The 16,725-nt window shown below is 63.4% G+C and carries 15 protein-coding genes; 6 read left to right on the top strand and 9 right to left on the bottom strand.

Features of this window, described 5'->3' with window-relative positions; all coding sequences use genetic code 11:
• Positions 1 to 72: 72 nt before the first annotated feature.
• The 3 genes from CNO20_RS14315 to CNO20_RS14325 form a co-directional block, all read right to left on the bottom strand.
• A complete protein-coding gene (locus CNO20_RS14315) occupies positions 73 to 1,278 on the bottom strand; it encodes an aminotransferase class V-fold PLP-dependent enzyme (protein WP_101296818.1) in 1,206 nt (401 codons plus the stop codon).
• Positions 1,279 to 1,476: 198 nt separating this feature from the next.
• On the bottom strand, positions 1,477 to 1,842 hold the full coding sequence (locus tag CNO20_RS14320) for a sugar phosphate isomerase/epimerase family protein (RefSeq protein ID WP_158237417.1): 366 nt from the start codon (positions 1,840 to 1,842) through the stop codon (positions 1,477 to 1,479).
• Between the two features lie 363 nt (positions 1,843 to 2,205).
• Positions 2,206 to 2,973, bottom strand: a complete 768-nt coding sequence (locus CNO20_RS14325) for a hypothetical protein (protein ID WP_101296820.1) — start codon at positions 2,971 to 2,973, stop codon at positions 2,206 to 2,208.
• On the opposite strand from CNO20_RS14325, the gene CNO20_RS14330 reads away from it, so the two are divergent.
• Complete coding sequence (locus CNO20_RS14330) at positions 2,968 to 3,153, top strand: hypothetical protein (protein ID WP_101296821.1); 186 nt, start codon at positions 2,968 to 2,970, stop codon at positions 3,151 to 3,153. The two genes, CNO20_RS14325 and CNO20_RS14330, sit on opposite strands and share 6 nt — an antisense overlap.
• 1,292 nt (positions 3,154 to 4,445) lie before the next feature.
• Here CNO20_RS14330 and CNO20_RS14335 read toward each other — a convergent pair.
• From CNO20_RS14335 to CNO20_RS14345, 3 genes are all read right to left on the bottom strand, one after another.
• The gene (locus tag CNO20_RS14335; protein ID WP_101296822.1) at positions 4,446 to 5,219 is read right to left on the bottom strand and encodes an IclR family transcriptional regulator; all 774 of its coding nucleotides are present in this window, start codon (positions 5,217 to 5,219) and stop codon (positions 4,446 to 4,448) included.
• A gap of 203 nt (positions 5,220 to 5,422) precedes the next feature.
• A complete protein-coding gene (locus CNO20_RS14340; protein ID WP_101296823.1) occupies positions 5,423 to 6,520 on the bottom strand; it encodes a Gfo/Idh/MocA family protein in 1,098 nt (365 codons plus the stop codon).
• 210 nt (positions 6,521 to 6,730) lie between these two features.
• Positions 6,731 to 8,071, bottom strand: a complete 1,341-nt coding sequence (locus CNO20_RS14345) for a nickel pincer cofactor-dependent isomerase, group 22 (RefSeq protein ID WP_101296824.1) — start codon at positions 8,069 to 8,071, stop codon at positions 6,731 to 6,733.
• Between the two features lie 115 nt (positions 8,072 to 8,186).
• On the opposite strand from CNO20_RS14345, the gene CNO20_RS14350 reads away from it, so the two are divergent.
• From CNO20_RS14350 to CNO20_RS14360, 3 genes are all read left to right on the top strand, one after another.
• Positions 8,187 to 9,035, top strand: a complete 849-nt coding sequence (locus CNO20_RS14350) for a fumarylacetoacetate hydrolase family protein (protein WP_101296825.1) — start codon at positions 8,187 to 8,189, stop codon at positions 9,033 to 9,035.
• A 135-nt stretch (positions 9,036 to 9,170) separates the two neighbouring features.
• Positions 9,171 to 10,262, top strand: a complete 1,092-nt coding sequence (locus CNO20_RS14355; protein WP_101296826.1) for a mandelate racemase/muconate lactonizing enzyme family protein — start codon at positions 9,171 to 9,173, stop codon at positions 10,260 to 10,262.
• A 246-nt stretch (positions 10,263 to 10,508) separates the two neighbouring features.
• Positions 10,509 to 11,573 carry a zinc-dependent alcohol dehydrogenase family protein gene (locus CNO20_RS14360; protein ID WP_101296827.1) on the top strand — a complete coding sequence of 355 codons (1,065 nt, stop codon included), beginning with the start codon at positions 10,509 to 10,511 and terminating at the stop codon, positions 11,571 to 11,573.
• Positions 11,574 to 11,727: 154 nt separating this feature from the next.
• On the opposite strand, the gene CNO20_RS14365 is transcribed toward CNO20_RS14360, so the two are convergent.
• The gene (locus CNO20_RS14365) at positions 11,728 to 12,588 is read right to left on the bottom strand and encodes an ATP-binding cassette domain-containing protein (RefSeq protein ID WP_199174853.1); all 861 of its coding nucleotides are present in this window, start codon (positions 12,586 to 12,588) and stop codon (positions 11,728 to 11,730) included.
• Between the two features lie 212 nt (positions 12,589 to 12,800).
• Here CNO20_RS14365 and CNO20_RS14370 point away from each other — a divergent pair, with 212 nt between their 5' ends.
• Together CNO20_RS14370 and CNO20_RS14375 are read left to right on the top strand one after the other, a co-directional pair.
• Positions 12,801 to 13,781 carry an ABC transporter permease gene (locus CNO20_RS14370; protein WP_158237418.1) on the top strand — a complete coding sequence of 327 codons (981 nt, stop codon included), beginning with the start codon at positions 12,801 to 12,803 and terminating at the stop codon, positions 13,779 to 13,781.
• Between the two features lie 162 nt (positions 13,782 to 13,943).
• Positions 13,944 to 14,909 (top strand): substrate-binding domain-containing protein, encoded by a 966-nt coding sequence (locus CNO20_RS14375; protein WP_101296830.1) that lies wholly within the window; start codon positions 13,944 to 13,946, stop codon positions 14,907 to 14,909.
• A gap of 411 nt (positions 14,910 to 15,320) precedes the next feature.
• Here the strand turns inward: CNO20_RS14375 and CNO20_RS14380 are convergent, their stop codons facing one another.
• Positions 15,321 to 15,767, bottom strand: a complete 447-nt coding sequence (locus tag CNO20_RS14380; RefSeq protein WP_101296831.1) for a DUF7970 domain-containing protein — start codon at positions 15,765 to 15,767, stop codon at positions 15,321 to 15,323.
• Positions 15,767 to 16,639, bottom strand: coding sequence for a ParA family protein (locus tag CNO20_RS14385; protein ID WP_101296832.1), 873 nt, complete (start codon positions 16,637 to 16,639; stop codon positions 15,767 to 15,769). The genes CNO20_RS14380 and CNO20_RS14385 overlap by 1 nt, the downstream gene beginning before the upstream one ends.
• Between the last annotated feature and the right edge of the window lie 86 nt (positions 16,640 to 16,725).

The following is a 16,725-nucleotide window of genomic DNA, read 5'->3' on the forward strand; positions in this document are numbered from 1 at the left end:
ATCCGGCACCGGGAGCTCCGCGCGGATCGTCCGCCTGTCTCGCGTTTCCGCGAAGGCGTCGGCGACGGGCGATCAGAGGTTGGCCTCGATGCGGTCGAGGACGTAGTCGGCCTCGTCGTCGGAGAGGCACATCGGATTGAGGGTGAGCGTCGCCTCGTCGAGGGCGTCGGCGCCGACGAAGACGCGCGGGTTCTCGCGGCGGAGGGCGAGAACGAGCTCGGCCGCTGTGGCCCCGGCAGCCTCGTCGAGCGTGAGCCGGAGTTCGGGCGCCGCGGCGACCTTGCCGCCGCCGGTGATCGCGTGCGTCACGCCTTCGAGGTCGGCGGCGCGGGTCGCCATGGCCTCGACGCGCTCCGTCCACTCGCGCCGGAGCGCGTCCGCGTCCTCTTCGAGGAAGCGTTCGAGCGCGCGGATGAGCCCGACGAGCTCCTCCTTGCCGACTTTCAGCGGCCGACCGATCCCCTGCCTCGGAACGCCGTCGAGCGAATCGACGTCGACGAGTTCGCGCGGGGGATCCCAGACGGGGGCCGCGGCGTGCATGTCGAGGTGCTGGAGCGCCGCCGACTCGACGAGGTCTGCGCGTCCGGCGAGGATGCCGGTCGACTGCGGGCCGCGAATCGCCTTCCCGCCGCTGAAGACGACGAGGTCGGCGCCCGCGTCGACGAACCGCGACAGGTTCCGTTTCGGTGGCAGTTCGGCGGCGGCGTCGACGATGACGGGCACGTCGTGGCGGTGTGCGACCTCGACCACGGAGCCGAGCGGCGGGGACGTGTACTCCTTCTGGACGTAGGCGACGGCCGCCGTGTCGTCCGTGATCGCGGCTTCGATCTCCCACGGTTCGACGTTCTCCGATCCCGTGCCGAGGTGTCGATCGTTCGTCCCGACGTCCACGATGGTCGCCCCGGCGGTTCGGAGCGCGTGGTCGTACCCCGTCCGGTGCGTTCGCGGCATGACGATCTCGTCCGCGACGCCCTCCGTGTCGGGCAACCGCGCCATGACGCCCGGGTCGTCGCGCGCGATACACGCCGCGGCGCCGAGCAGCATGGCCGCCGCCGCGCCGCTCGCCACGTACCCCGCTTCGGCGTTCGTACACGCCCGGATGAGTTCGCCGGCCCTCGCCTGCAGATCCGAGATGCGGGCGAACGCCCCGGCCGCGTCCCGCATCGCTTCGACCGCCTCCGGGCGTATCAGACTCCCGCCGATGCGGGTTTTCGTTCCGGCCGCGTTGATGACTCTCGGGACACCGATCTCGTCGTATATGGCTCGCTCCTTCGTCATGCTGGCGTCGCCCCAACGGATAGCGGCAACCTCAATAAGTCATTCGAGTCGGAGCATCTCCGGCTCTGTCGCGCCCCCGCAGACTACCCGAGTCGTCCGGCGGGGGCGACTCGGACCGACGGTGCGGCGGCCGTCGTGTGCGGATATACGCGCTCCAGGTTCCGCGTTGAGGAGCGCGGAGAGTCGCTCTCCGCCGCGTCAAAGGCTCCCGAGCTGGTCGGTCGACTGCCCGTGTTCGAACACGAACCACTCGACTCCGGCGTCGCGGGCGGCCTCGACGCAGCGCGCGAGGGCGACATCGCCCTCGCCGAGTTCGACGAGATCGCGTTCGGGCGAGTCGACGAAGGTGTCGGTGACGTGGACGGCGGGAATCCGATCGCCGTACTCGCAGAGGAGGGAAACCGGGTCTCGACCGGCTTTCGTCGCGAGCCCGATGTCCGACTCGAAACCGACCGCCTCGTCGGTGCGTTCCGCCAGCCGACGGAAGGCGGTCGTACCACCGACTTCCCGGAATTCGAAAGCGTGATTGTGACACAGGAGATCGAATCCGACCCGATCCGACACGAACGTCACTCCGAACGCTTGTAAAGGTCGGCGTACCGACGGCACTCTTCGGCGGCCGCGTCGTACTCGTTCCCCTGGTTCTCGAATTTCGCACCGAAGCGGAACGCTTGGTCCGCGAACCGAAGCGAGGATCGAAAACCGACATATTTGTTCGTATCAGCCGACCCCACCGACGATCGGCGGTCCGATTTTCGGGCCGTAATCGTCCATTCTCTACTGTTGATTCCGAAATAAGGTGATAATCCAACGCTACATCCGACGTTGATGGCGTGTATTTTCGTCGAAGTTTCCTCGGCCATTTTAGCGATCCAATCAATTACGTTTGGAACGGTCCGAATCGTTCTCGATACTCCCGTCGGAGGCTCAGCGGACCCGTTCGATCAGCGCCTCCGCGTTTCGTAACACCCGGGCTTCGACCGAGGGGTCGAGGCGGCCCGGGTACCGTCTGAACTTCGTCACTTCGCCGCCCTCGTAGCCGCCCTGCGAGAGCACGCGCGCAGTCGGGACGTAGGTGAACCCGTCGTTCGCGTACGCGGCCACCCAGAGCGGCCCGTCGAACCGGTCTTTGAGCAGGAGGGCGTAGTCGACGACCGCCTCGCCCGCGAGCGCGAGCATCGTGAGGTCGGTCCCGAAGCCGACGGCCTGCATCGGATACGGGTACTCGGTTCGGATGTCGCCGGTCCGTTCCCGTTCCTCGGCCAAGAGCTCCCCGTGCCGCGACCAGAACGGATCGTCGGAGTCGCGCATCCGCGCCAGTTCGTCGTCCGTCGGCGGACCGTCGAAGCGAAGCGTCGGCTCTTCGTAGACTAACCGAAGGGGACCGCGAACCGGCCGTCTCGCCGCCTCGACCGCCGCCGTGACCGCGTTCGCCATCGTCCGTCCGTGCTGTTTCGCCAGTTCGAGAGAGCGCCGGGGGTACGGGTTCTGGTCGCCGCCGCACCCGGGGAGGTACGCGACCGTCGCCCCCGGGTACCGTTCGCGGAGGTATTCGACGGCGTACCCCGGCCAGTCGCCGCTGTAGCGGTCGACGAGCAGCGTCGTCGCGTGGCAGGCGTACCCGAAGAGGACGGCGAGCGGGTCGCAGAGAGGGTCGTCGGCGAATGGATCTACGCCGACGCCGTCGACATGCAAAACGGAGCCTACGAAATCAGGGGCGCGAAAGGCGACGGCGACAGCTTGACGATCGATCTCGGCGATCAGACGACGGTGAAGGAGTTCACCGACGCCACCGACCCGGGCGGGGGCTACGAACACGTTCTCGTGGAGGGCGGAGGCTTCGTCATCCCGCTGAGCGCAGAGTGGTCGGCCTGACGCGGCGCGAGCCGTTTCTGGGAGACTCGGCGAGAGCGCGGCGGACCGCGTGCGCCGGCTGCGCAGGCGGCGTATCGAACGCGGTCCCCCCGTCGTATCACTTTCGGAGACCGGGGCTGGAGTGTCCGTCCGCGCGAAGGACGCACGCGTTCTCGCGGGTGAGGGGCCCCGGCCAACCGAAGGCGCAGCATCCGCGGAGGGCGTCGAAACTCACTTATCATGTGTGCGATAGGTCCCTCGTGACCGGATCGACCGCTTCGAGAGGATGGGCTCATCGAGTACTTGGACCCGTCCACCAGACTGTCTGACCGACCGAAAGATCAGTATATTCTGACGTAGTATTACGGAAATAATTGTACTAACGTTCGGCCGACGTGCAGACGATCCACGAGCCATCGGTCGCAACGACGCTCCGTTCCAGTCCCTTCGGGACGCCTCTCAGTCGGATTCGTTCCTACTATTTCACACCCGAGCGTCACAGATTTCGGTTCAGCACGCGGTAGCCCAGCTCTATCGACGATGGTTGTCGTTGGAGTTGACGGATCTCCGGCCTCGAACGCCCCGAAAAGCGGATTTTCGCTCGTTTCGCCCGCATGACGTCCGTTCGGGATCACTGAACGCGATCAAACCGCATATCGTGAGACCGGCAGTACGCGGCCGAAAGCGGTTCGAAGTTCCGCGGAGGGAGCACGCCGTGCTCGGGGAGGCGGTAGAGAGGTCTCGACTCCGATTCTCCAATAATATACGCTAGTATAACGAATATAACGACACTACGTTATCTCTTCTGAGTTTGTAGATGGCCCCGGGGAGTCCGGTTGCCAATTAAGTCACCCAGTTACTCTCGGAGGAGATGGACGTAAAACGCGAAGAGTATGATTACGTTTCTAGTTCTGTAATAGTAGTGGGGGTCCGGCGGCACCGAATCGCTCTCTCGGCGACCACGTCCCGTCGACGGACGGAGATCCGACCGTGCGATCCTGCATTACGGCTCTCCGAAGGTCTTCCCGCCTATTTCTTTCGTCAGTCGAGAAAATCGAGATTGCTGTGAAAACAAACAACCACGTTCCCCGCGTTTAGTTGCGAACGGGGAAATTCGGCGATCGAGGACATGGAACCGATACTGAGTGATCGTCCAGCGTGGAAGAACAGTATCTCACGATTACGAGCTAAAAGGCCACGGATGGTAATTCAGCCTATCCCGTCATTCCGTATCGTATTATGCTGGCAACTAGTCCAGAACTAGTGAACCTAGTCGTTTGCAAAGTGGAGAACGTCAACTCCGCCACCTCCGCTCACCGCCCCGTGTACGTGATGTTCAGCTCGATGACGTTCGCGACTCGTTTGAGCTTGGTCGGGAACTCCTCGCGGAAGCGCTGTCTCCGGAACCGGCTGGTCGGGCCCGATACGCTGATGGCACCCTCAATCGTGTCGTCGTTGTTGACGATAGGGACGGCGACACAACGGAGCCCTTTCACGCGGGCCTCGTCGTCGAAGGCGACGCCCTCCTCGCGCACCTCTTCGAGGTGGTCTAAGAGCTCGCCCCTGTCGGTGATCGTGTTCTCGGTCGTCGCCGGAAGTCCGTGCCGGTCGATGATCTCGTTCACTCGGTGACGGGGGAGGTACGCGAGAATCGCCTTTCCGAGCGCCGTGTTGTGGAGGTGGACGCGCTGTCCGATGTACGAGTCCGTCTTGACGGCGTCCGCCCCGTGCGCACGGTGGAGGTACACTCCCTTGCCGTGTTCTTCGACGAGAAGGTTCGATAGCTCGCCCGTCTCCTCGGCGAGCGCGGTCACTTCGTCCCGCGCGATGTCGTATATCCGCTCTCTCTGCCTCGCGCGCCCGCCGAGGTCGAGGAACCGCAGCCCGATCCGGTAGGAGTTCCCGTCCTTGACGACGTAGCCATCCCGCTCCAGGGTGGTAAGATAGTTGTGGATGCTGCTCTTCGAGAGGTCGAACGCGTCGGTCAACTCCGTCACCGTCGCTTCGTTCCGCCGCTTCAGCTCTTCGAGGAGCGCGAGGGTCGTTTGCGCCGTTTTGACGACGTTGGGGTTCTGTCGGTCGCTCATGCGCGACACGATCCGTCCAATAGTAATAAAGCTCCCTCCAGCAAGCTCGAATAGTGATTTGGAATAACTGGACGCGAGCCGCGTCAGGAGACGACTGCGCCCGGAACCCGGAAAGCTCCCGTTTCCGAACGTCTGTCGCGGTCTACTCCCGGACGAGGCGTGGGATGCGTTGCGCCGCGATTCGCCGCGAAGCGCGGTCCCGTTCACCAGGACGTGATCGGCACTTCTCGGAGCGGCAGTTCGAGCGGGACGTCTACCGTCGAACCGGTGTAGTGTGAGAGGTAGAAGCCGACGATGATTTCCAGCGACCGGGCGGCCTCGACGCCCGGCGAGTAGTTCTCGCTCTCGCCGTTCAGCAGGTCTCGGACGTGGGCGGCCGCGTTCGCGAACGACCGCTCGTAGTCGTCTTCCCACGTCCACGCCCCTTCGATGCCCGGAAGCGGCTTCTCGACGTGCTCGCCGCCTTCGAGCGACCAGTACCGCCACTCGCCGTCGTCGTTGTTCAGGTACAGCTTCCCCTCCGTGCCGACGAAGCTGAGCATCATCGACGAGACGTCCCGCGGGATGGTACAGTCGACAGTGACGAAGGAGCCGTTGTCCATGACGACGTGTCCGCCGCCGCCGGCGTCGTCGACGTCCCGACTCGCGCCGAGCGAGTCGACGGCCTCGTTCTCGCCGGTGACGTAGCCGCTGATCCGGTCTGCGCGCGCATCGAGGAGGTACACCAGTGTATCCAGAACGTGCGTGGAGTTCCGCATCAGTTCCATCCGGTACTGGGTGCTTACCGACTTGACCTCGCCCAGCAGATTCCGTTCGTGGATGAGATCGCGGAGTCGCTGGAGCTTGTCGGTGAACCGGAACGAGTGGTTGACGACGAGTTCCGTCCCGGTCTCGTCGCACGCCTCGACCATCTCCTCGGCGGCGGTGACCCGCGACGCGATGGGTTTCTCGCACCAGATGACGTCGGGCGCGGCGGGGGATCGGGCGGCGTCGACGGTGTGCCGGTGGTGGAGGAACGACGGCGTGCAGACCGAAACGACGTCGAGGTCTTCCCGAGCGAGCATCGACTCGTGACCGAGGTACTGGCGATCCGACGGGATGCCCCAGGCGTCGCCGAACGTCTCGAGGTTGTCCTCGTCGACGTCCGCGACGGCGACGAGTTCTATCTGATCGGTGCTGGCGTAGCCGCCGGCGTGACTCGCGTCGATCTTTTCGCTTCCGATGGCCTCCTCGTCGTGCATTCCGAGGATACCCATTCCCGCGATGCCGCCCGTTCCGATGATACCTGCGTTGTATGTCATAACTGGATCTCCGAGTGGGATACGGTCGGCGCCCTCCCCGCCGCCTCCGGACGCTGCCCCCGATGTTATCGAGGCGGTTCCGCGTCCGTTCCGGTCGGGCTACCGTGGCTAACCTATAGTACCGTCTGTAATAAAATTTGAGTGTGATTTGAGTGCGCGTCGACCGCGCCCCGCCCGCGGCGAGCCGGCGGCGATCGCGTCCGCGGCGGCCTATTCGTGCGGTGACGGCGCCGCGAACCGCCCGCCCTCGAACTCGATCGGGGCGGGTTCCTCGACGACGCGCAGGTCGTCGCGCTCGCGCGCTTCCTCGACGAGCGCCGTCGACGCGTAGAGCCGGCGGAGGTGCATGGTGTCCGCCGCGCGGAGGACGCGGACCGTGTCCGGTTCGACGACGCCGATAGTCGACAGGGCGGCGGCGAGGCCGGCGCGGTCCGTCTCGACAACCGGCGGGAGCTTCACCCCGCGGATGGTGCTCGCCGTGATCGCGTTGATGAGCGTCGTCGGGGCGTCGAGTTCGCCGACGACGTCTCGGTGGATCACGTCGGCGGACCCGACGCCCATCGCGTTACCGTGGGTGGTCTCCGTCAGCCCTCGGGTGTAGATGCGCTTGATGTCCGGGCTGTCGGGTTCGGGCTCGTTGATGGCGAACGGACGCCGACCGATGACGTTCGTGTCCATCCCCTGCCCGCTGATGTCCTTCCCCTGTCGGTCGAAGACGACCACGTCCAGCTCGTCAAACGGGAGCGTGGGCATCGTCTCGTGGGCGAGTTCCAGCAGTTCCTCCTCCCGGTCGAGGAAGCCGCTCGGGGGAACTCCTTCGACGTGCGCCGTCTCGTCTTGTTGGTCCTCGACGATGGCGACGCCCCCGACGATCGGGAGCGATTCGAGCAGTTGCTCGGCGATCTCGGGGATCATGCGCCTGAACGACCAGTCGATAGCCCACTGGTGGGCGATCTGCGCGCCGCGCTGTTTTCCCATCCCGATGACGATCATCTTTGAGAGACCGCTCTCGACCGTTCCGTCGAAGTCCGTGTGCGGTTTGACGCGGTTTATCGGGACGATGGCGTCGGCACCCGTGGCGTTGGCGTCCGCGAAGACGGGCACGTCGCGGTCGGGCGTCCGCCCCACTTCGACGACCCGCATGCTCGACCGGATCTCGCAGCCGATCGTCGACTCGCTCACGCCGAGTTCGTTCAGCATCTCCCTTTGCCCCTCGCCCGTTGCGCCGCCGTGGCTTCCCATCGCCGGGAAGACGAACGGTTCGTAGCCGGCGTCGGAGACGGCGTCGACGACGCCAGCGACGATAGCCGGCAGGTTCGCGATGCCGCGACTGCCGACCCCGAGCGCGACCTCCCCCCCGTCGGGGACGTCCTCGAACGACAGCGACTCGACGGCCCGTGCGGCGCGTTTCCCCGTCCGTTCCGGCGGGATCGGGTCCGTTTCCCAGAGCTGTTCGATGACTCCCATCTCCGGCAGGTCCGGGTCGCCGCACGCTTCGAGGACCGTCTCTTCCGAAACCGAGAGACGCCGCGCCGCGTCGTTCGAATTCATAGTGCGCACATCGTCGGATTCCGTGATAAATTTACCCGTGGCGAGGCCGTTCGCGCGGCGGTAGCGCACCCCGACACCTCAAGAATTAAGTCGGCGAGCGCCGGCGTAAAATCCGATGCGATTCGTTCGCTACACTGACGGAACCAGATCCGCGTGGGGAGTCGAGAAAGAGGCGACCGTTCGCGCGCTGTCGGACCTTCCCGGAGGGGAGCCCGATCTCGCGGACATCGGCAATCCGAGCTACCGGTCGCGGGTGGCGACCCTCGCGAAGAGTGGAGGACTGACGCGGGTGGATCTCGACGCGATCTCGCTCCTGGCACCGGTCCCGCGCCCGGGGAAGATCGTCTGTTGCGGGCTCAACTACCGGGACCACGCCGAAGAACAGGACGAGGAGATCCCAGAGAAGCCGATGCTGTTCGGGAAAGCGCCGACGGCGGTCACGAACCCCGGCGACCCCATCGTCCACCCCGATCCGGAGAACGAACGGGTCGATTTCGAGGTCGAACTGGGCGTCGTCATCGGAAGGGCGGGCAAAGACCTCTCGGAAGCCGAGGCGTACGAGCACGTCGCGGGCTACACGGTCGTAAACGATGTCAGCGGGCGGACCGCCCAGGGGACTGACGGCCAGTTCTTCCGCGGAAAGAGCTACGACACGTTCGCCCCGATGGGTCCCGCGCTGGTCGCCGGCGACGGTTTCGACCCCAACAACGTCGACGTCGAGATGCGCGTTGACGGCGAGGTGAAACAGGCCTCGAACACGGAACAGTTCGTTTTCGACGTCGGCGAACTGGTATCGTACATCAGCCGCTCAATGACGCTTCGCCCCGGCGACGTCGTCTCCACGGGAACGCCCGGCGGCGTGGGCATCTTCCGCGACCCCGTGGAGGTGCTGGAACCGGGCCAGACGACCGAAGCGGAGATCGAGGGGATCGGCACCCTGACGAACACGGTCGTCGGGGAGTAAGGAGCCTTCCTTCGGGCGGCTCCGACGCCGGCTGGTCGGCTCACGTCGGGCGATTCGCCGGAGGAACGACATCTCTCCTCGGGGCCATCCGATGGCAATATTTATCAGGCTACGAGCCAGTGTCGCCGTATACCTATGACTGAACTGTCAACGATCACGGACATCGAGACGGGATTGTACGGCATTCCGAACGACGAGGCGCTGGAGGACGCGACCCAGACGTTCGACGAACTCGAACTCGTCACCGCCTTCGTCGAGACGTCCGAGGGATGCCGCGGCGTCGGCTTCACCTACACCATCGGCAGAGGCGGGTCCGCCGTCAAGGAGTTCCTCGACGACGTCCTCGCGCCCCGACTCGAAGACGCTCCCGTCGCACCCCGGCGAGTCTACGACGACCTCAGGTCCCAGACGACCTTCATCGGCCGGGAGGGGATCTCCGAGTTCGCCATCGCCGCCGTCGACACGGCGCTGTGGGACGCGAAGGGCAAAGAGACCGGCCGGCCCCTGTACGACTTGCTGGGCGGGACGCGGCGGCACGTACCCGCCTACGAGACGAACGGCGGGTGGATCCAGTTCGACGAGGAGCAACTCCGCGAGAACGCGCGCCGCGTCGCCGACGAGGGGTTCTCGGGGATGAAGATGAAGATCGGTCGGGGGCACGCCGAGGACGCTCGCCGCATTCGGACCGTCCGCGAGGAACTCCCCGAAGGCACGGATCTCTTCGTCGACGCCAACTGTTCGTTCACCGTTGCGGAAGCGCGTCGGTTCGTCAGCGAGCTCGACCGGCCCCTTGGCTGGCTCGAAGAACCGCTGCAGAAAGGCGACTACAGCGGCTACGCGGACCTCCGGAGCAAGATCGACGTCCCCATCGCGCTCGGCGAGAACGTGTACAACACGACGCAGTTCAAGCAGGTACTGGCCCAGAACGCGGCCGACGTCCTCCAGCCCGACGTGAGCCGCGTCGGCGGAATCACGCCGTGGCTGACCGTCGCTGAGGCGGCCGACCTGTGGAACACCCCGGTATCGCCTCACTACGTGGAGCCGGTCCACGTCCACCTCGCCGCCCCGTTCGAGAACGTTCCGTACATAGAACACCACTCGACCGTGCTCAACAAGGTCGTGGAGTCGCCGCTCGAACTGACCGACGGCGGGTTCCTCCCCCCCGCAGAGCCGGGTCTCGGAGTGCGCTTCGACGGTCTCGAACAGTACGCCAAGCGCCGGGAGTAGGGCGTCTACTGCCAATTTTCATGTAGTAGTGCCGCGCTCTGCAGAACGGACCATGTCAGTAGCTTCTCGACGGAGCGTTCACCACTCGTACGACGGCCGCAGAGCGGACGAGTAGACTGCCGGAGGGTTCGCGGCGGTCCTCTCTCCCGAACGGTAGCGACGCGGATCCGCCAATTCAGCTCAGTTCTGGAGGCCCGGCGAAAAATTCATTATCGACCTGTTAGAATCCCAGATCGGTGTACATGAATGCGCGGAGCAGTACTGAAAGAATACGGCGAGCCGTTAGAGATCGAAGAACGAGACACTCCCGAGCCTGACGCCGACGAGGTCCTCGTCGAACTGGAGGCGTGCGGCATCTGTCGGAGCGACTGGCACGCCTGGCAAGGGGACTACGGGTGGCTCGAAGGCGGAAAGGTTCCGTGCGGTCACATCCTCGGGCACGAACCGGCGGGTACCATCGTAGAAGCGGGCGACGACGTCGAGAACTACGGGGAGGGGGACAGCGTCGTCCTCCCGTTCAACACCGTCTGCGGGAAGTGCGATCGGTGTCGGAACGGCGACTCACACATGTGCGAGAACATCGTTCATTACGGGTTCGAAATCCAGCCCGGAGCGTTCAGTACGCACGTCGTCGTCCCGAACGCCGACTTCAACCTCGCGAGGATCCCCGAGGGGATCTCGCCGACCGCCATGGCCGCGCTGGGGTGCCGCTACGTGACGTCGTACCACGCGATGGTCGACCGGGCTCAGGTCGGGCCGGGCGACTGGATCGCCGTCCACGGGTGCGGCGGGATCGGGCTGTCGGTGGTGAACGTGGCCAACGCGCTCGGTGGGAACGTCGTCGCCGTCGATCTGGAGGACGAAAAGCTCGATCTCGCCGAGGACATGGGCGCGGTCGAGACGGTCAACGCCCGGGACGTGAGTGACGTCCCGAAGGAAGTCAGGGACGTCACCGACGGCGGAGCGAACATCTCGGTGGATGCGCTCGGGATCGCCGAGACGTTCCACAACTCCATTCGCAGCGTCCGGACGATGGGGCAGCACGTCCAACTCGGCATCACGACCTCCGAGGAGGAGGGGGTGGTCGATCTCCCGATCGATTACATGCTCCACAGCGAGATCGACTTACTCACAGCGAAGGGTATGCCGCCGCACCGCTACCAGGAAATCTTCGACATGATGAGAACCGGTAAGCTCACGCCCGAGCGGATGGTGAGCCGCGAAGTCGCGCTCGACGACGTTTCCGACCGCCTCGAAGCGATGACGAACTTCGAGACGAAAGGCGTCGAGGTCGTCACGCGGTTCGGATGAGAGGGACCGCCTGAACAACCGTCGCGTCCGGGGGCGGCCGTCGGTGACACCGGGAAAGCGCTCGAATCGCGGTTTGATCGAACGACTACCCGCGAGAAATCGAGGCTACGCCCGGAGCGTCCGAGTGCCGGCGAACCGAGCCGTCGCCATCGGGTTACGCCGGGGATTCCGCCTCTTCATTCGATCGAGAACCGCTGATCATTAGACTCACCAGCTTGTCTCTGGTGGCGGTTTCCGCGTCGACGACGCCCGCGTCGCGACCGTGGTGGAGCACCTGGATGCGATCGGCGACCTTCTTCATGTATTCGATGTTGTGCGAGATGAGGAGGATCGAAATTCCACGGCATCGCATCCGTCGAATCAGGTTCAAGACCCGATCCGCCCCTTCGACCGAAAGTGCGCTCGTCGGTTCGTCCATGATGACGATCTTCGGGTCGGACAGCAGCGTTCGCGAAATGGCAACGAGTTGTTGCTCGCCGCCGGAGAGTCCGCTGACCTCCGCTTCGGGGTCGACTCCGATTTCCAGTTCCGCTAACAGCTCCTCGGCTCGTTCCCGCATGCTGGTTTTGTTCAACACTCCGAACCCTCCCACGCCGGCGACGTCCTCGCGTCCGAGGAAAACGTTCTGCGTGACGGTGAGGTTCTCGGCCAACGCGAGCTGCTGAAACGTCGTTTCGATGCTGAGATCCTTCGCCACGCGCGGCGTCGAGATATCGACCGGCTCCCCGTTCATCAGGATCGTTCCTCGGTCCGGCTCGACCGCGCCGGCCAGGCACTTGATGAGCGTGGACTTCCCCGCGCCGTTGTCGCCAGCTAATCCGAGCACTTCCCCGCGTCGAAGCTCCAGGTTGGCGTCTTCGAGCGCGACTACCTCGCCGTAGGTTTTGTGAATTCCTTTCATCGACACGATCGTGCCATCTCTTGTCATGCGTCCTCGATATCTGTGGTGAAGCGCATAACGTTTACTCTCGAACCGGCCGACCCATAGCTGTGACAGCCAGTTCGTGAAGCGCACTATCGCTCCCGCGCTCGGGAGTAGCGAAGTGCCGGGGCGAAACGACCTCTCCCATGGGTACCGGGGCGATCGGTCCACTGAAGCGCCGTTCCGTGAGCTCCATCCCGAGCGCGCTCCGTCGAAAGCGAGACGCTCGGACGAGCGTCAACGTTCTTACGTCGGTATCGAATCGGAGGGAAAATTATAATGCGTGGTACTCAGAATCTCGATACATGTTCTCCGAGCTCAAGGTAGACGTGCGACCGGCGATCGAGAGCGTGGGTTTCCAAAAGATCGGCCAGTACGGCCCGATTTTCGGCCTGATCGGGCTGTACGCGCTGTTCTCCGCTTTCGCCGATCAGTTCCTCACGTACGGAAATCAACTCAACATCCTGCGTCAGATTTCGCTCATCGGAATCTTAGCCGTCGCCAGCACGTTCCCCATTTTGTGCGCGGAAATCGACCTCAGTATCGCGCAGATGATGGAACTGACTGGGGTGTTGATCGCCGGTCTCGCAACCGGGTCCTACGTCGCGCAGACGGTTTCGGTTCCCGTCGCCGTTTTGGCGGGACTGGCTACCGCCGTCTTCCTCGGCGGCGTCTCCGGATTCATCACGAGCCGGTTCGAGGTTCCGTCCTTCATGACGACGCTGGCCATGTTGTTCCTCGCCGACGGTCTTAGCCTCACGATTTCCGGGAACCGCCCCATCAGGGGGTTACCAGAGGCGTTGACCGCCCTCGGCGGGTCGGAAATCTTCGGTATTCCAAGCATCGCACTCGTCTTCCTGACGTTACTCGCGGTCTCACAGCTCATCCTCTCGTACACTCGATTCGGACTCTACATCTATGCGATCGGCGGGAACCGAGAGTCCGCCGAGCTAGTCGGGATCAACGTCAAGCGCGTTCGAATGGGCGTACTCGTACTCTCCGCTTCTTTCACCGTTCTCGCGGCTATCGTCGCCATGGGACGGATCGGAAGCGTAGACCCGAACATGGGCACCGGCTTACTTCTCCCTCCGATCGCGGCGGTTATCCTGGGCGGGGCGAACCTGTTCGGCGGGAGCGGTAACATGATCGGCACGTTAGTCGGCGTTCTCATCTTGGGCGTCCTCGCGAACGGTCTGAATCTGCTCGGAATCGGGCCGGACGGTCAGCTAGTTGCTCAAGGCATCGTGCTGCTTGTCGCCGTATTAGCCAACGTTAGCAGGCGATGAGGGACGAATCGAAGCTCAAACTCACGTTCGAAGGCGAAATCGGAGGAGTAGCGGGGCTGCAGTTCGAGTTAACCGCGTAACATCGCGCACCTGCTACCAGTGAGCATTATTTGTTAGCTTGGAGTAAATTACTTATATCCATAGCGATAACGAGGTGTGTGTATGTTAGCCACTGCCAGTAGACGAAGGTTCCTCCGAAGGAGCGCAATTGTTGGAACTGGTGTTTTAGCGGGCTGTTTAACCGAAGGGGAAAACTCGGCCAAATACTCAACCGCGGTATCCATTCCGTCGGTGGAATACCAGTTCTTCGTTCGACTACAGGACCGGTACGAGCAGCTCCAAAAGGAGAGAGACATCTCCGGAACGTTCTACGACGCTCAGAACTCCGTGTCGCAGCAAGTGTCGGACGTAGAAACCGCCGTTACCAACGACGTCGACTTCATCGCCATTTCGCCGATAACCGAACAGGGGGTTACGCCCGCCGTCAAAAACGCGAACGAGGCCGATGTTCCCGTAATCAACATTGATAGGACCATCAAAGGTGCAGAAGTAGCCACCCACATCGCGTCGGACAACGTTCAGATGGGAGTGGATGCGACTAACAAGTGTCTCGAGTTCATGCGAGGGATCGCGGACAAAAGTTCGTACAACCTCCTCGAACTGCGAGGGACGCCGGGGACGAGCGTCGCGAACGACCGCAACGAAGGTCTCAAACGCGCGTTGAAGGAGAACGATAGCCTCTCGCTCTTAGGGAGTCAGAACGCGGAGTTCTCGACGTCGGAGGCGGTGAGCGTCATGGAGGACTTCGTAACGTCACACGGTGACAAAATTGACGGCGTGTACGCCCACAACGACCTCATGGCCCTCGGCGCGCACCGGGTAATTCAGGACAGCAACCTGAGTGACATCCCAATTGTCGGCATTGATGGCACGGACACGTGGGTTCAGACGTTTAGCGACAATCAGTACTACGCGACGGTTGCCCAACTTCCTGAAAAAATGATGTCGACCGCCGTGGACGTCGGAATCGAGGTAGTGGAGGGAAAGGAGGTGAAGGAGTTCTATCAGACAGAAGCGCCGATCATCACCCAGGAGAACGCTCAACAGTATCTCGACGAATACTTCTGACGCCCCGCGTGACACTGGAGACCGAACAGGTACTCGGTCCGACGACGAGCGCGTTCTCACGGTACCCCGGTACCAGCAGCTTCGTCGCATTGAGAGTGGAGGTGCTGGTTGCGCCGTCTTGTGGCCTGCGGTCGATACGTTTCTGTCCGGTCCAGCCTCCATCGATACCGATCAATACAGGAAGCGAGAGTCCGTTTGGAAGCGGTGCGGTGTTTATGCTGATATTCGGTTTATCGCCACTGGTCGGGTTTGTGTTGTGTCGGTACCGTTCGGACTGTGGAATCTGAAACCGGAAACCTCATCGGCAGCCGAATTCGCCCCGAAACGCCCCGACGCGGCTCCATCTCTTCCGTGACCGCTCTGGCGGGATACCGCCCGGTTTTGAACCGAAGGTTCGAAGACGAACACTCGCTAGGACTCTTCGTCCAGAAGCGGACCGTCGGCCCGATCGGTACGAGTCGCCACGAACGCCTCTGCAACGTCCTCGGCCGTCAGCGTCTCCGCCGCCGCGCGGAGCAGGGCGTTGTGGAGTTCGCGCTTCTGGACGGCCTCGTAGCCGTCGCGGCGGAGGGACACTTCGGCCTCGAACAACAGACCCGACGCACCGTCGACGGCCGCCCACGTCTCCGGCAGACAGTACACCGAGTGCTGCGTCTGCGCCTTCGCGGTCGGAAACGCGGGCTCCCTCTCCGGATCGTACCTCGGCGCCTCGTCGTCCGTCCCCGCCGCGTCAGCCGTCGACGAGTCCGCGCCGACGGGTTCTGATTCGCCCGAGAGCGTCCCGGCGAGTTCTTCGAGAGCCTCGTCACCCGGATCAGCCCGCTCCCCCTCGTCGTCAGTGAGGTCTTCGAAGGGCATCAGCCAACCACTCCCCCGTTCTCGACGATTTGTGCGAGTTCCTCGTAGCAGTCGAGTTGATCGCACTCGGGGTCGAAGTCCCGAAGCGGTTTGCGCGCCCTGTGGGCCTTGTCGATGCTCGCTCGGTGCCGGATTCCCGGCAACTCGCCGTCGTATTCGCCGGCGCCGATAGCGTCCCAGTCAGCCTCGGAGAGATAGGCGAAGTTCGGGACGTACGAACTGAGCTCCTCTCGACTGGTGAGGGCCCGCAGGAGATTTCGATCCCGCGTATCCTGGTCTAGGCGTTCGCTCAGGTCCGTCGGAACGAGCGCCAGGAGTTCGAGGTCGAAGTACTGTCGCGCCTCTTGAATTAGGCGCTTATTCGTCTGCGTGATGCCCGACTCCCACCCGCTCTCGGGTCGGAGAGGGACGATCAGGTTCTTCGTCGCGAACAGCGCGTTGTCGTTGATCTTTCCCCTGTTCGCCGGCGTATCGACGATAATGTAGTCGTAGACGTCCCCGAGAAGGGGATCGACGACGTTTCGAAAGAGACGTTGGCTCGACGCCATCGCGGACTTGAGGTTCGTCTCGACCTCCTCGAGGGCCTCGTGGGAGGGAAAGAGGTCGAAGCCCTCGGTGACTCGCACGGTGAAGTCCATCGGGTCCGCTCCGTCGAGGAGGACGTCCTGGACGTGATTCTCCCCCTCGTAACGGTCGCTATAGCCGAGGTTGAAAGTGGTGTGGCCGTTGTCGTCGAGATCGACGAGGAGCGCCCGGTCGTTTCGCTCGGCGAGCTCGCGCGTGAGATTGATGGCGGTGGTTGACTTCCCGAAGCCGCCCTTTAAAACGTTGATCGCGACAGCCCGCGGTGCCTTGTCGGTTACGCCGCCCATAGACCGTCGTTCATTCTCCTACACTATAAAATATACTGACTTTCAGGAAGGTATCCACTATAATTCAGGGAATGACGGTGCCTACA

It is taken from the genome of Halegenticoccus soli (assembly GCF_002844195.1).
In the GTDB taxonomy this organism is placed as follows: domain Archaea; phylum Halobacteriota; class Halobacteria; order Halobacteriales; family Haloferacaceae; genus Halegenticoccus; species Halegenticoccus soli.

Coding starts and splice junctions, on each gene's coding strand:
- CNO20_RS14380 (WP_101296831.1), bottom strand. CDS start 15,767: ATGCCCTTCGAAGACCTCACTGACGACGAGGGGGAGCGGGCTGATCCG.
- CNO20_RS14360 (WP_101296827.1), top strand. CDS start 10,509: ATGCGCGGAGCAGTACTGAAAGAATACGGCGAGCCGTTAGAGATCGAA.
- CNO20_RS14375 (WP_101296830.1), top strand. CDS start 13,944: ATGTTAGCCACTGCCAGTAGACGAAGGTTCCTCCGAAGGAGCGCAATT.
- CNO20_RS14330 (WP_101296821.1), top strand. CDS start 2,968: ATGCAAAACGGAGCCTACGAAATCAGGGGCGCGAAAGGCGACGGCGAC.
- CNO20_RS14350 (WP_101296825.1), top strand. CDS start 8,187: ATGCGATTCGTTCGCTACACTGACGGAACCAGATCCGCGTGGGGAGTC.
- CNO20_RS14355 (WP_101296826.1), top strand. CDS start 9,171: ATGACTGAACTGTCAACGATCACGGACATCGAGACGGGATTGTACGGC.
- CNO20_RS14315 (WP_101296818.1), bottom strand. CDS start 1,278: ATGACGAAGGAGCGAGCCATATACGACGAGATCGGTGTCCCGAGAGTC.
- CNO20_RS14335 (WP_101296822.1), bottom strand. CDS start 5,219: ATGAGCGACCGACAGAACCCCAACGTCGTCAAAACGGCGCAAACGACC.
- CNO20_RS14385 (WP_101296832.1), bottom strand. CDS start 16,639: ATGGGCGGCGTAACCGACAAGGCACCGCGGGCTGTCGCGATCAACGTT.
- CNO20_RS14340 (WP_101296823.1), bottom strand. CDS start 6,520: ATGACATACAACGCAGGTATCATCGGAACGGGCGGCATCGCGGGAATG.
- CNO20_RS14345 (WP_101296824.1), bottom strand. CDS start 8,071: ATGAATTCGAACGACGCGGCGCGGCGTCTCTCGGTTTCGGAAGAGACG.
- CNO20_RS14370 (WP_158237418.1), top strand. CDS start 12,801: ATGTTCTCCGAGCTCAAGGTAGACGTGCGACCGGCGATCGAGAGCGTG.